The 14,100-nt window shown below is 57.5% G+C and carries 15 protein-coding genes; 2 read left to right on the top strand and 13 right to left on the bottom strand.

The window, feature by feature from the left end; genetic code table 11:
* Window positions 1-3: 3 nt before the first annotated feature.
* Window positions 4-543 carry a hypothetical protein gene (locus BLV47_RS33670; RefSeq protein WP_092320786.1) on the bottom strand — a complete coding sequence of 180 codons (540 nt, stop codon included), beginning with the start codon at window positions 541-543 and terminating at the stop codon, window positions 4-6.
* A gap of 90 nt (window positions 544-633) precedes the next feature.
* Here BLV47_RS33670 and BLV47_RS33675 point away from each other — a divergent pair, with 90 nt between their 5' ends.
* Window positions 634-1,080 carry a hypothetical protein gene (locus tag BLV47_RS33675; protein WP_092320787.1) on the top strand — a complete coding sequence of 149 codons (447 nt, stop codon included), beginning with the start codon at window positions 634-636 and terminating at the stop codon, window positions 1,078-1,080.
* 290 nt (window positions 1,081-1,370) lie between these two features.
* On the opposite strand, the gene BLV47_RS33680 is transcribed toward BLV47_RS33675, so the two are convergent.
* From BLV47_RS33680 to BLV47_RS33700, 5 genes are all read right to left on the bottom strand, one after another.
* Window positions 1,371-2,903, bottom strand: a complete 1,533-nt coding sequence (locus BLV47_RS33680) for a sigma-70 family RNA polymerase sigma factor (RefSeq protein WP_092320788.1) — start codon at window positions 2,901-2,903, stop codon at window positions 1,371-1,373.
* Between the two features lie 13 nt (window positions 2,904-2,916).
* A complete protein-coding gene (gene dnaN, locus BLV47_RS33685; RefSeq protein WP_092320789.1) occupies window positions 2,917-4,017 on the bottom strand; it encodes a DNA polymerase III subunit beta in 1,101 nt (366 codons plus the stop codon).
* Between the two features lie 182 nt (window positions 4,018-4,199).
* Entirely contained in the window at window positions 4,200-5,165 is a 966-nt protein-coding gene (locus BLV47_RS33690; RefSeq protein ID WP_092320790.1) for a hypothetical protein, read from the bottom strand.
* Entirely contained in the window at window positions 5,156-5,905 is a 750-nt protein-coding gene (locus BLV47_RS33695) for an SLOG family protein (RefSeq protein ID WP_092320791.1), read from the bottom strand. The genes BLV47_RS33690 and BLV47_RS33695 overlap by 10 nt, the downstream gene beginning before the upstream one ends.
* A 9-nt stretch (window positions 5,906-5,914) precedes the next feature.
* On the bottom strand, window positions 5,915-7,300 hold the full coding sequence (locus BLV47_RS33700) for a hypothetical protein (protein ID WP_092320792.1): 1,386 nt from the start codon (window positions 7,298-7,300) through the stop codon (window positions 5,915-5,917).
* Between the two features lie 107 nt (window positions 7,301-7,407).
* On the opposite strand from BLV47_RS33700, the gene BLV47_RS33705 reads away from it, so the two are divergent.
* Window positions 7,408-7,737 carry a hypothetical protein gene (locus BLV47_RS33705; protein ID WP_092320793.1) on the top strand — a complete coding sequence of 110 codons (330 nt, stop codon included), beginning with the start codon at window positions 7,408-7,410 and terminating at the stop codon, window positions 7,735-7,737.
* Here BLV47_RS33705 and BLV47_RS33710 read toward each other — a convergent pair.
* The 7 genes from BLV47_RS33710 to BLV47_RS33745 form a co-directional block, all read right to left on the bottom strand.
* A complete protein-coding gene (locus tag BLV47_RS33710; RefSeq protein ID WP_092320794.1) occupies window positions 7,734-8,495 on the bottom strand; it encodes a PRTRC system ThiF family protein in 762 nt (253 codons plus the stop codon). The two genes, BLV47_RS33705 and BLV47_RS33710, sit on opposite strands and share 4 nt — an antisense overlap.
* A complete protein-coding gene (locus BLV47_RS33715) occupies window positions 8,492-9,211 on the bottom strand; it encodes a hypothetical protein (protein ID WP_092320795.1) in 720 nt (239 codons plus the stop codon). The genes BLV47_RS33710 and BLV47_RS33715 overlap by 4 nt, the downstream gene beginning before the upstream one ends.
* Window positions 9,208-10,590: a hypothetical protein gene (locus tag BLV47_RS33720; protein WP_143038363.1), complete on the bottom strand. Its 1,383-nt coding sequence runs from the start codon at window positions 10,588-10,590 to the stop codon at window positions 9,208-9,210. The genes BLV47_RS33715 and BLV47_RS33720 overlap by 4 nt, the downstream gene beginning before the upstream one ends.
* Before the next feature lie 111 nt (window positions 10,591-10,701).
* On the bottom strand, window positions 10,702-10,914 hold the full coding sequence (locus tag BLV47_RS33730) for a PRTRC system protein C (RefSeq protein ID WP_092320798.1): 213 nt from the start codon (window positions 10,912-10,914) through the stop codon (window positions 10,702-10,704).
* A 9-nt stretch (window positions 10,915-10,923) separates the two neighbouring features.
* Window positions 10,924-11,409: a PRTRC system protein E gene (locus BLV47_RS33735; RefSeq protein ID WP_092320799.1), complete on the bottom strand. Its 486-nt coding sequence runs from the start codon at window positions 11,407-11,409 to the stop codon at window positions 10,924-10,926.
* 32 nt (window positions 11,410-11,441) lie between these two features.
* Window positions 11,442-13,256 carry a PRTRC system ParB family protein gene (locus tag BLV47_RS33740; protein ID WP_092320800.1) on the bottom strand — a complete coding sequence of 605 codons (1,815 nt, stop codon included), beginning with the start codon at window positions 13,254-13,256 and terminating at the stop codon, window positions 11,442-11,444.
* 77 nt (window positions 13,257-13,333) lie between these two features.
* Window positions 13,334-14,089 carry a hypothetical protein gene (locus BLV47_RS33745; protein ID WP_092320801.1) on the bottom strand — a complete coding sequence of 252 codons (756 nt, stop codon included), beginning with the start codon at window positions 14,087-14,089 and terminating at the stop codon, window positions 13,334-13,336.
* Window positions 14,090-14,100: the final 11 nt, after the last annotated feature.

The following is a 14,100-nucleotide window of genomic DNA, read 5'->3' on the forward strand; positions in this document are numbered from 1 at the left end:
GGATCAATTCACCCGGCTGACCAGGTTTGGATAGCGCATGTACACGTCGGAAGAGTTGGATTCGCCTTCTGCGTTGGCGCTCTCGGGGTCCATGAGGAATGCCGTGAGCTCTCCTTCAACGATCTGGATGGCCACCATTACCTTTTCGTCATCGTTCTGCGGGGAGCGCGCGGTGACAAAGACAGCATTGCTGGACACATAGGCGGTTACACGAGCCCGAAGAGAGGATGCTCCAAAGCTGCCCGGCGCAGGCGCAAGAGCGACCATTGCCCCTGAAACGCCAGTCTTAGAATCGTGCCGCACTTCGAACTCCAGATTCCCAACCTTGGCGTTCCCGACCTCGCCCCAGGCCTCACCCTCAAAGCGAGCGTGAGATTCAGCGTTTTCACCGATATGGAATGGCTTTGCGATTGTCGCGCTGAAGCGTTCAATGGCAAGACGTTCAACCTCTGCTCGGTGCATGTTCTTTGGCACGCGAACAGAAAGCGATCCATTCAGATTCACAGGGACCTGGATGATTTCCAACTCGGATTGATTAGGCATGGCAGACTCCTTGTTCAGATGGCACCAATTCTCCCGTGAGGGCGCGCGTGCCATAACATGCGACATCGATAAATGCTTTAAGGAGTGCGCGTGGATTTAAGTGCTGTAGGCTTCGGACTGCTTGCTATCGCAGGTGCTGTCGCCTGGATTTACAAGATGAACTCGCATGCATCGTCTCCGGCAAGCGTAGCCAGCCATGACGAACAAGAGCCTGCCGAGGCTCTGGTTTCGCCAGCGTTGAAGATCGTTCTGGCTCCAAAGTTTGAGGATGGAGAGCCTTATGCGCGCGAAGAGCTGGGCCCGGATATCGAGAGCCACGATTCGCCTGAAGAAGTGGTCGCTGAAGCGATAAGTCAGGATGTAGTGCCGGACTCAGAGCATGTGAGAGAGCAGCTGAATATCGCCGAGAAACTAGGTTTCATCGGCGACTTAGAGGGCATGGTTGAATTTGCCGAGCTGGCCCTGAACGACCCCAATGCATCTCCCCGCCAGCGCAATCAGGCCGACATCCTCATTCGCCGAGCAAGCAGTCTCTGAAGGCTATGCAGCGACTGAGACATCTCAGCTTTCAGGTAGCCTTCAGACTCCATGCTGTTGGTCAGGTACTTGCTCATGCAAGCAACGGCCGGGACCTGAAGAATCGTTGGGCTCAGGTGCACAGCAGATCCACCAGCAGCCTCAGCGCGAGCCCCGATGACTTTGGCATTACCCTCGGTAACCCTGACAGTGAACGTAATTTCACCCGACGCTGAGATGTCAGCAGAGATGAAAGCGCCCAGGACACCATAGATTTCCATTTCGGTTCCAACGATTGGCAGCGACATAGCTCAACCCCACAGAGTCATCAGGTCGTCGAAGTATTTCGAGGACTTCAGTTTTACGATGGCTTCTTCGCGCACCTGGCGCACACGCTCCATGCTCATCCCCAGTCGAGCGCCAATCTCCTTCAGGCTCTGCTCCGGCATGCCGATCCCGAACTGCGCACAGACGATATCGAGGTGGCGGCCAGTGAGCGTTTCCTTGAGAGCTCGCTCAACAAATGCGGCTGAATCCTCTTCGTCGACGTGGGTCTCGAACTGCGAGTTGCTGTCGGCGAGGACTTCATGGAGGCCTTCGGTCTCAGAAGATCCAGCATCCTGGAACGTGGCATCGAGAGAGATGCCACCGGTGCCGCCAACGAAGTAGAGCAGGTTGGCAACATCGTCAGGCTTCAGACCTGTGATTTGAGCAATCTCCGCCTTCGAGGCGTTGGGGTTTTCGCTCAACACAGCTCGAATAGCGAAGAGGTTGGCCTGGCTTCCTTCTGGGAGGCGAATCAGGTCCTGCTGCTGGAGCTCGCGCACAATCATCTGCTTGATCCACTGGGTACCGATAGTCGAGAACCGGTAGCCCATCTCGGGAGCGAAGCGGTAGATCGCGCGCAGCAGGCCCATGTCGCCGGCGGAACGAATCTGGGACTCATCACCCACATGGCGGTATTGCTTTACCAGGGCCTCGACCAAGGAACGGTTACGCTCATACATCAGCGAGACAGATCCCTTCAGGATGCGATCCTGTGCATTGAACGCCGACCAGGCTGCGAGAAGGTCGCCAGCAGACGAAGAGGACTGGCGAACGATCTCCTGGATCGCACGCTGATGGCTCAGCAGGTTGTCACGGAGCGCCTTCTTGGCCTTGGCGGGGTAAAGGGCCACCTCATAAACACTGGTGTTTACGGTCGAGATCAGCCCGGCCGAGACCCATGCCTCACCGATCATCGCCTTGACCTTAGGACGCGGTAGCTTCAGCTCAGAACTCAGGAAGCCAACAAGCTTGCGGCACTCAACTTCCAGATCGCGGCACTGTGCCCGGAAGCAGTCAGCCGCTTTGAAGAGGATTTTGTCGTACGGCAGGATTTCGGCCATCCGAGATGCAAGCTCATCACGCAGGGCCATCGAGAACAGATCGCTCACCGCGTTCTCGCATTCTGCAATCTCAGCAAGTGCTTCCTCGATGGACTTGATCTTGCGCAGCGCCAGCGCCTTGAACTCATCGGTCGGGATGCTTTCAGCGCGCACCCACTTGGAGCCGACCTTGATCAACGCCAAAGCCTGGCCCACGGGAGCGCCGCTACTCAAAACTTCCTTCACGTCAGCCAGGAGCATCGACACCACATCAGTGTGGGCGCACATGGCGGTCATGAGGCCAATCTGGCTGATCATGATGCGATAGCCGAGCGCATGCTGATCCTCGGTGGAGAGGATCGCTCCATGCCCCGGATCAACGGGCATGGCCGGCAGCGGAGGCATGTCAAAACCAGCCTCAGCAATAGTGCCAAGCTGAACCTTACGCTTCGATGTTCTGGTCACTGCAATGGACATTTTGGTTACCTTCTTAGATACGCATTGGCATCAGTACGAACGACTGTTGAGCACAGTCTGTTGGCGACAGATGCGTGCCACCAGTTGCCCCATCAAAAACAATCTCCACTTCTTCCGCGGTGACCGTCTTTAGAATGTCCGTCAGGTAACGGGCGGAAAAACCAACTTCCATGTCGCTGCCGATGTACTGCCCTTCGATGACTTCAGAGGCAGCGTTCCCCTCGATATCGGAAGCGGCGGTGGTCAAGGTGATCTCGCGGCCGAGATTGAACTTGATGCCGAAGCTTCGCTGATCGGCCATCAGCGCTACCCGCTGAGCAGATGCGAGAAGGGCGGGGCGGTTCGCTTTCAAAGTGCTTGGGCTGGATGGCTTCTTGAGCAGCCGCTGGTAGTCCGGGTATTTGCCCTCCAGCAGCTTCGTGTAGAACTCACCAGCGTCCGATACCACGACCGCGAGGTTCGGATAGAGACGGATGCAGGCCTCGCTCTCGGTTGTGAAGGTCAGGAAATCATCAACAGACGCGACGGGAATGATTGCCTGGGAGTCGCTGCCGGTAACGCCTTCAATCCGGCATACACCCATGCGGTGGCCGTCACTGGCAGCCAGGTAAAGAGTGCCCTCGCGGACATCCAGCAGCATGCCGTTGAGGTATTGGCGAACATCTTCCCGCGCACAGCACACAGCCACCGATTTCCCCGAGTCGCGTAGGTTCGCTGCATTGACTTTGAACTCAGCAACGGGGGTGGAAACCTTAATGAGCGGAAAACTATCCACATTCATCGTGGCGAGGCTGAAGCGTGAGCGAGCGCACGTAATAACCAGCTTTTCGTCGCTCAAGGACACCTTGACATCTCGATCACCGGGCATGGCCGAGACGATCTGCTCCATCTTCTGAGCAGCCGCGCAGATATGCCCCTGAGCTTCAACAACCAGGCTGGACGTACGGACGCGGCGGATGATTTGCTGACTGCCATTCTGCGCGATCAGAGTCAGCTCATTAGCCTCAACCCCAATAAGGACGTGGGTTTCAGCGGTACCTCCCTTGCGGGATGCAACACGGGCACACTGTTTCAGGACAGAAGCGAAGACAGAGGCGTTGATGCTGAATTTCATTGCTGGCCACCTTTCCTAAGTAGATGGTCAGCAGTTTCAGGGCATGCGGCGCGTGCCAGTAGACGCCATCAATCAGCGGTGCTCAAATTTTAGCCAATTCGCTGAAGGCACTGACAAGGGGGGGAGGGGAGAGGAATGCGCCAAGCTTTTCCACATACTTATCCACAGCTTCTGTGGGTATGTCAGAGAGCCTTGGACTCGACAAGCATCAGGCTCAGGTACTCAACCACGATGGCCCGATCCAGGGTCATAGACGCCATCTGGCCATAGAGCGCCGCATCCTGAATCGCCTTCTTCTCATAGATGCCGTTACCCAGCAAGCGATACAGCCTGGCGAGTTCCAAATAAGCGGTAAAGCGAGTCTCCTGCCGCTTGATCGAGCCAAGCTCGGCCACACCGGGCGGCTTCCCGAGGGAAGCATTGACCATTGCCGTTCTCAGCTTTTCCTCGTCACCGACCTTGAGGTCGACGATCTTCTCAGGGAGGCGCTGAACCCAGTCACCCAGATCGGCGAGCATGCCTGTTCGGGCGTACACCAAGGCAACGTCATTCAGGTCAGGCCCGAGATTCGGATCTGACATGCTGGCTGTCCGGACGATGTACTTCCTCAGCGCATAAGCCCTTTCCAGGTCGCCTGCATGGAGCAGCGACTCCAATCGTGAAGTCATCGCCATTCTGTAGAGGTCTTGGTCGATACGCGCCAGTTCTTCTAGGGCTGGAGTTGTCGTTCCGCTGTTCTGGCTCAACCCCTTGATGCTGATGAAATACAGGGCCAAGGACTTTGCTTCTGGATCATCGAGCTTGAGGGCTGCCTGGAGCGCTTTATCAAGGGTGCCTGTGCGAATCTGCTTTATCGCATCCGCATAAGCTGACAGGGCGTTCCGCTCCGCACCTTCAAATGCGGCCGGAGCCTGCCACGGGACATTTCGCAGTTCAGATGCGGCAACGAAGAAAAGGGTTCCCCTCCAAGCGAAAGGGGAGTGCTCTGACTGCTCCAGGAGCTGCTTTGACAGAACGCTGATGCATTCGGGTGTCACGCTTGCCGAGCACTCAACCTTGCTGACCTCTTTCAGCCATTGGGGCTCTTCACGCTTTACCGCACAGCCTGCGGCAAGCGCGCTGATACAAAGCAATGCTGCTAGGCGCATAGCAACTCAAGTTGGACTTTGTGGGCGAACTTGCCCGCCTCCGCTGCGGCCTCGAAGCAGGTGTCAGCAAAGGGCGAAGACTGTCCGTGGTGCGTGGCAACAAAGACATGGCTGGCATGCGTCAGCACCAGCTCCAACACTGATTCATCACTCTCCGTGGTGTCGCCCACTACGCGAATCGGAATGTAGTGCTGGTGAGCGTATCGAGCAGCAATTCGACCGACGCCGAGTTCGGCAGTGACGATGATCTCGTCTGCCTGTCTCCTGGCGAAGATCGAATCCAGCATCGCGAAGACTGCGGCCTGGTCAGTGAAGTCAACCGCGCCGGTGATGAGCACTTTTCTGAGCGGATCATCACTCAGCAGTCTTTCCCTGATAGAGGCCATCGCATCGTTGATAGGGCCGAGGTTGCAGACAAGCTCGCCTGCCAGAAGACGATCACACAGCTCGTCTTTGTTCTGCACCAGCTGCATCCACGCCCCAGCTCTGATGAGCCGCTCGCGAACGTCGAACCAGTCTTGCCGACGCCGGGCCTGTGAAACCCCGGCAGTTTCGAGCATGAAGTCTTCTTTCTCCTGGATGGAGAGAATGAATCTCCGGTACTGCTCGTCGACGCCAAGGAACTTCTCAGCTTCGACGTAGTGCATCAGTGACGCGCAAGTTTCTTGCTCGACTTGAACCCCATCGAACAAGCCATAAGCCTTGAAGGGAAGCGGTTGGTACGGGTCGAAAGTTTCCACGGGCGCATCCTATTCACGAACTGCTATCCCCGAAATGCGCCTGAGCAAGAAGCTGATACCAGGAGCAGAGGGATACTCTGAGGACGCATTTTGAAATGCTTGTAACTCCTGCGCCAGCGAACCTGGGGTCGTGGAATTCAGTCTCGCCGCAACATGAGCACGCCAGCCCTCACGTTGCCCTTCCGGCAACAGGTTCGGAGCTTCTCTTGCGAGCACCCGGACAGCCAGATCCATGACTCGAAGGTCGTGCGCGCCGGCCGCGATATCGATCCAGCGGTCAAAACCTTCTTCATGCAAGGCTCGCATCACCTCCATGTCATGTCGGGAGAAATCCCCCGCCCACATTCGGTGGTCAACATCAGCGAGTTGCGGAGAGAGTTCGAGGATAGGCTCGTCTCGCAGCCGGGCGGCCAGGCCAGTTGCAGCTCTGAGTCGGGCGATGTTGTCTTTGACGAAACCGAGATTGATCTTGTGCCGCCTAGCGTCATCAGGCCGAATGGCACCGAGCGGGGCCACAAAGGGAATCCGAGAGAGCGGTACCCTCACGATAGGCAGTCCGTCCCCCCTGGCTTTGCGTAGTAGCGATTCGAGCCCTGCATCCGAGTCGTCAACCAAGGCCGAGAGATCACACTCCAGGTCGGCCATGTAGGCAATGTCCGGGTAGGTGACATCGATGGCGAGCGGGTAGAGAAGCCCGTAGCCGCTCTGCGTGATGATGCTTGGATGAATCACGATTGAGGGCACCACGGAGGAAAGGTCGGACACCTCTCCGGCGTCGAGCCCAAGGGCGTCCTTGATCGCTGAGCTGGATGACCTGGCGATGCAGTGCTCGATCAGCTTTGGCGAGCGCTCCTGGGCCGCACCCAAAAGCTCCTTGACCCTGAGCGCCCGATTATCCAAGTCCCAATTCGCATCCCACATTGAGGATCGAAATTGGCGACTCAGCAAAGAGAGGTCGGCAGTGAAAGGCTCCGGCATCTCTTGGGGCCGCAGGATGGCGATAGCCCGAAAGAGAGTGTCCAGGTCGAGATGCCTGCCACCTGAGCTGCTGGAGAGCCGCGCGGGTATCAGGTTGCGATAGAGGGCGTGACGCACGAACGGTTCGAGCTTTGATGTCGTGCCTATGCCGATGTGCAGAGTGTCAGGCGACTCGAATACCGGCGCAACGGCGCGTGAGAACTCACACTCCGATATCCCCTGGCCAAGCTCCATCAGCGCCAGAGGCGTTGCGTCAATGTCCTTGGCGGGGACGTAAACATCATCCCTCATGCGGACGGAGAGCATCCGCTGGCTGACCGTTTCATCATCGCTGTAGTTGATCGCGTGGAAGCGCAGCACCTGTCCTTCTGCTGGAGATTTACCGGCAGTGAGGACATCAAAGAAGTGCAGGTTCATGCAAAAGTGCTCCGGTCATGCTGGACGGGGTTCTGTGACACCCACATTGGCTTCCACCCCGAAGCTCGGGGGTTATACTCACGAAAAACCAGCAGAATTAGTCGTCGATGCAGCAGGCGAATCAACTCACATTTGCTCCCAATGGCAAGACATCACTGATCCTTGTTGCAGGGGAAGTACACCTTCACCATTCGCGCCCGAAATTCAGATCCAAACGGAAGCTGACTCTCTGCGGGGCGCTGCTGCACGGCCATGAGCCGCACGGCCACCTCGACCTTGCAGACACCGCCAACCTGTACGCGATGCAAATCTGCCCATGCTGTGTTCGTAAGTTTGCCCGCGAAGGCCACATCACCAACGCCCTTGCCATCCTGGCAGGCCAGCCGGGGCAAGGCAGCCCCGTACTGAACGGCCAGATGGGGCTGTTCGATTCTTAGATCGGCGGGAAGCTGTGGGCGGACTGCATACCTGTTTTCAGGTCGATCACAATCCAGTGCTTATCGGTCGCACCATAGCGCAAGACTTCCCATAGGGCACTCAAACCTGCCGTTGTGATAGTGCGATTTACCAAGCAGTCCTGACTGGCGAGTGCCTCTGCGGTAGAACACGACTTGCGCGTGTCATCTTGCAGATGACGAACCTCGGGATACACATCGAGGACGCAGGGGTATTCAGCCCTCATGGCCGGGGCCAGCGCACCAAAGACCGCTTGCCCGTGTCGATGGCCATTTCCAAGGTCTAGCCACATGGCATCACGCTTGAGCCTTCCCTTGTAGTCGGCAATGGCAACTCGGGCAGAAGGCAGATCGACTGCCGAGATCACAATGTCCGCCTTGCTCATGGCCGCCTCGGTTTCGACAGAGGGGAACCGGCATGGGAGTCCTTCCCAGGACAAGCCGAGCTGGAGGTTGTAGCGGTTGGCCAGAACAACCGACTTGTACTGCCCGAGGTCGCACGGCCAGAACCTTTGGCGAACTAGGTTCGGCTCCCGAACCTTGGAGTCGTCGATCACCGTCACATGCAGGCCGCCAGACCTGCCGAGGCAGATCATGGCGTGGTGGAAGGCCGCGAGAGAGTCGATGACCTCAGAACCGTTACCGCCCGCACCGATGACGACAACCCGCACCTCCCGGCCATGCCAGGACTTGGGTTGTTTGAACTCGACCTTCTGCTTAATGAGGGGGACGGCGCTCATTCCACAGCTCCCCCGAGCACCATGCCCAGCGTGATGTGGACACCATGAGGGTGCTGATAGGTCTTGTGCGTACGGTAGGAAACCATACGATCAGAGGGGAACTGCTGCTTACCGGCTGCTACAAGGGACTGGTAGAAGCCCATCAGAGCACCAATCGAATCCACCTCGGTCACGGGGTGAATAGTGCCTGCATGGGTGTTGGTTGCCCCCAGCACGAAGTTCTCCCAGGCCGGAATGTTCGACCGCAAGATGGTCGCGGGAACGTGGGCATTGCCGGTGCAGAAGGTGCCGCCTGAGTAGACGTTGCCGAATGGGGCGTAGAACAGACGGGTTTCAGGCGTCGGGCGGGAGCGCCCCTTAAAGGCGAAGCAGCGCAGGTTCTCGCCCGCCATCGCGATGAAGATCAGACCCGGAATCGGAGCTTTGACCACGCCATCGTGGAACGGAATGTCCACGATGGCTGGCTTGCGATACCAGACAATGGTCGAGCGTGAACAAACGAGCAGCGAGTCATCGAGGAACTCAGGCTCAGGCTGCTCATTGAGAAGGATGGCGATCAGAGCATCCTTGTCAGCGAGAGTCATAGCGCGACCAGCACCCAGAGTGAACTGGCCGCCATCAACCGGCAGGATGGGATGGGTGGTGATATCGACGTTCTTGGTTTCGCAGTGCTGGTGAACCAGCATTGCGATGCTGGAGGTCTGAGCGTTAATCATTGAGATAGAGCCTCAACAGTGGATGACAGCGATTGGAGTAGCGAGAAAACCCGCTTCATGGCCACTATTGTCGGCACCAGAGAGCGTGCCACAACGTCCCGGTCACACTCGAAAACGAGGGGCTGAACACCGCACCCATTAACCTCGGCATCAATGTAGCTGTAAGCCTCCCCGTACGGCCCAGACAGTCTCGATTCATCCATGCGAATCATGATTGTCTCGAAGAAACCGAAGCCTTCGCACTCAGTATCGCCCGACTCCGGCAGGTGCGAGGTAGGTTGCTCGCCGTACTCCAGCGCCAGACTTAGCAGCTCAACAAGAACCGCATAAGCGGCTGCGGTCACCTTGGTGCTGGTCGATAGCTCTTGCGCCTGACCCAGCAGAGCCTTCACCTCTGCGATCTTTTCCTCTTCGGAATCGCCTTGGAGGGTGTACGAGTAGTCATTCCTGGCTGTTACGCCCTGCGCGATCAACAGAGCGAGTCGATCAAGAGACTCTTCGTCAATTTCGCCATCATCTTCCTCGCACACACCCAATACCTCATGGTCAAAGGGCCAGCGGTGAGTGGGAGTGGCTTGTAAGAACTTCTTGATGCCTTCAACGCTCAGATCGCTGGTTACAGACTCCATGCCTGAAACAGCATCATCGACCGGAACGCAGAAGTAGGCGTTTTTCCCGATGGTCGAGGCCGGTGTGTGCAGAGGGAAAATGAACTCACTGATCGCATCGAAAGTTTTCTGCATCAACACAGAGAACTCATGCAATTCGTCGAGCGGAACGTCATCCAGACTGAAATCGAAATAGACGGGCTCGTAAGTCTCGACAGTCAGCTCATTGCCTGTGAAGTACGCGCTCTGGTTCATGTCGGCGCAGAGCGACTTCAATGCCTCTGAGCACGCCTCAGCCACCAGCGGTGCGGTGTATGCGCCCTGAGACACCCAGTGGTGCAGGTCATCTGCTTTGAGCAATCCTGCGGCTACGAGTCCAAGCGCAACTTCGGCAGTGAGAGTCTTATCAACCTCGCGCTTCGTGAGTACGGTTTCCAGGCGAAGCCTGTCCTGAAAAAGACCGTCGCCCTCGATAGAGAATCGCTGACCGATGCTGCCCACAGCCTTCTGAGTCATCTGGTGCAGGTAGAACGGACGCTGGCTCTGCCCAAATTTGGCGATATCGCTATCGCTCAGGAAGCCTGCACGGTAACTGTCCAGGCAGAACCGCGCATGTTGCTTCGGCTCCACCAGATACCCATAGTTGCGCTCAAACAGCGTGCGATGGGCCTCCTGCATTGCTTCATCAATGCAGGGCAGGCTCAGTGCTGTTAGCGGGGCACTTGGGAACTGATAGCTGCGGGCTTTTCGGGCGAACTCAACAATTGCCATAGCTGATTCTTCTGGACGGTAGTGAGGGGCTCAATCTGATCTTCCTGCTCGCTGGCTTGAGCAGAGGGCTGGCCAGTGCCAGCCCATTGCTCCAGTGCGGCGAGGGCTTCGTCAGCCTTTGTCACCGAAGCCTCCCGCACGCATCTCGTAGACCAGCTTGTCACCCTCGACCACGGGGTCGATCACCTTGCCGCCAGCGAGGCGGGGGTACTGCTGGGAGTAGTGGGCGAGGACTTCTTCGGGACTGGCGGTCGGGTCGGGGTCAGGCAGATCAATGCCGTCATAACGGAACACTCGGGCCAGCGTGAGAACAACAGCAGTCATAACGCCCCCTTAGAAGTCGTCGAAAGATTTGAGCACAGGCGAATTAGCCGGGGCGGGGGTTGGGGGCACTACCGCATCCGGCTCGTCACCCTCTTCTTCATCGCTACCATCTGGTTCATCAACCACCGGAGCTTTCTGTGCCGATTTCGCGGGGGCGCTGGCCGCTTTGCTGGTGGCAGCAGCCACCGCCTTGCTTGCCAGTTCGCGCACCTGCTCCAGGGCGACGGAACCGATGTTTACCTGCTCCACAAACCCATCGAGCCGGGAGAGCAGGGCAGACTCAACGTCGCCGGGGGTGCCAACGACAACCAGCGGGGTGGCCACTGCTGCGTGGAGGGCTTTTTCCTCCTTGCTGGCCTTATCGGACACCGGCCCGAGCTTGGCCGTCAGCACGACCTTGACGTTGCCGTTGCCCTGACCATGAATCTCGAAACTGACTTTGCTGGTGGTCTGTGCGAAGGCATTCGACACCAACTGAAAAATCGAACTGCTCATAACTTGTTGCTCCTTTTGAAGTGGGGTCAGTTTCAAGCCAAGTTGGCCGTGCCAGCAGACTTCTGCGCGGAAATTTCCAGCGCAGCCGGGACGTAACCAGTCCAGTCGAACTCGGTGAAGGCCATGACAGCGGTAATGAGTTCGTCGCTTTTCATGCCGCAGAGCTGAGTGAACGCCTTGTCGCCCTTTTCAGCCTTGTACTTGGCTTCAAAGCCGGAACGCTTCAATTCCTCGACAACACCTGCCTTGACCAGGGTCTTGAGGTAGTCGGCAGTCATTTTGAAAAAGCCCTTAGGGTTCAGATCGGCAAACTCGATGAAGGCAAGGCTCTGGCTGCCAGACACCGACTTCTCGAACTGGTCAGACAGGTCTCGGCGGTAGACGGTGCAACTGGCCATCTTATGGAGCAGCAGGGTCAGGTCATCGACCGAACGCTTGGCCAGTTCAACCTCGATCTGACTGCGATTCTCGGCGGTCAGGTGTTTTTTAACCCCAAGCTGGGTATCGAATCGCTTCACAAGCTCGTCAGGCACATCTTTCCGCAGGTCGAAGTAGAGGCTCACGATGGCGATTGCCAGACCCAAGGTGGGGGTCTGCTTGACCGCTTGCATGCCCATTGCCGAGTAGAGGGTGAATGCCTGACGGCGCATGCCTTTACGCATCACGGCAGCCTGAGCCTTCCCTGCATCCGGCTTTTCAGCAGAAGCACCTTTCGGAGCTTGTGCGGCAGGAGCTGCTTGCGAAGAGGCGGCACCGGAGGTCTTTTCCTGGGGAGCAGTTTCCGCCTTGGAGGCAGCAGCAACAGCCGCCAGCTTTTCCTTGTATGCGGCTTTCTTCTCGGCGTTGCACTCCTTGTTGAAGCACAGCCCTCCAGTGATAGCGCCTTCGTTGCCGATCACCGTAGATACCGTCGCACCATAGTTCGCACAGCCCACGCAGGCACTGATCTGCTCACTGCCAACGCCATCAGCACCTTGCGCTTGAAGGGCCACATACGCACCAGCCGGGAGGGTCAGATCGGTATGCACCACGCCGAACTCATTCTGCGCTTCGATCAGCTTCACCTCGATCAAGGCTGCGGCCTTCGTATCCCAGCAGGAAGCGTTCTGGCACATCGAGCCTTCCAGCGAGGTATCGAACAGATCACGACTGGTGGCCGAGTTGTTCGGGCAGTTCTGGCAGTCAGCGGTATCGAACTTGGCCTTGGTGAGGTCGCGGCTCAGAGCAAAGAGGCGGTCACGGGCCTCAATAACAGACATGCCGCGCTCGATGATCTTTTCCAGAATGCTCGACTGTTTATCCTGAGCGACACCGGCCAGCAGTTCGGCGTGGCCGATCTTGATGCGGTCTTGCACCAGCGCCTCTGCAACGTCCTCATTGCAGTGGGACAGGAGGATTCGGCTGTTCAGCTTGGTGCGCGACCAGTCCAAAGCCTTGCACACCGCTTCGTGGTCATTGCCCATATCCGCCAGAACGATCTGCGCGTGCTTGGCTTCTTCTACCGGGGTGAGATCGGCACGCTGCATATTCTCGATAGCAGCAGCTACTCGGGCCTCTGCATCGGTCATTTGGCGAATCATGGCAGGGATAAGCTCCACGCCGATTTCGAGGGTTGCGGCGTGGCGCGTGTTGCCAGCTACAACCTCGAAGTCATGCTCCGCGTCACCCGACACCGGGCGCACCAGGATTGCCTGCTGCACGCCATGCTGCGCGATGCTCTCTTTAATCGAGTTGTATTTGGTGGCATTGCGGCTGATGCGCGGGTCGATGCCGGGGTTGCGACGAATGCGCTTGGCAACCAGCAAACGAAGTTCAGTGTTACCTACAGCAGTAGTAGCGGCAGTCATTGTGGGATTGCTCCTGTGTTGAATTGGACACAGGTTCACCGATCCCGATGCGTGCCAGCAGAGGCACTCCGAATAATCTACTTGACGCTGCGCTTGCCCAGCATGAAGTCAGGAACGGTCACCCCGTCAAAGGCATCCGTCATCAGCAAGGGGAAGTCATCCACTTCAGAGCGCAGCTTTTGCCCCCAACTGTTCAGCCCCGATATTTGGGACTGAGTGAGCAACCACCGACTATGGAGTGCCGATTGAATCCCCCGCAGGAAATCTTGACGGCCTTCCCTGGTGTGATCGAGGGCAACGGATATCCAGTATTGGACAGCCACGCAGCGACGGACGTTGGCATCCGAGAAGATCGAGTTATCCCGATCCGCATTCCGCATGAGTCCGCTGATCCTCTGGAGCAAGTGCTCAGGGAGTTTCCCGTCACGTTCGAGCACCTCAAACGCTTCCTTGAGCACAGCGGAGGCGTGAAGCTTGAAGTCGGGCATCATCTCGCATCGCAGGCGAACGTAGGTCTCGACTTTGTTGAGCGGAGGCAGGGGAGGTGTTGAAGGTTTTTCGTTGCCGACGTTCGGCACCGAACTCGCCGGAGGTACAGCAGCCTTCGACTTGACCTTCTTCGATTTGACGACAACGCAGAGGGCGATGCGGGAGATGTCCAGAATCCGCTCTTCAGCTTCGCCAACATGCTCCTTGGCGCAGGCCGGGCCGGAGAAATGCTCTTGCCCGGAACTGTCAGCAACGATGATGCCCTTACCCCGGCGCAGCTCACGGCCACAGAAGGTGCAGCGAGCGCCAGGGGGAAGGTGATCGATTCTCAGGTATTGCCACATTCAATCACCCC

Source organism: Pseudomonas saponiphila (genome assembly GCF_900105185.1).
Lineage (GTDB): Bacteria > Pseudomonadota > Gammaproteobacteria > Pseudomonadales > Pseudomonadaceae > Aquipseudomonas > Aquipseudomonas saponiphila.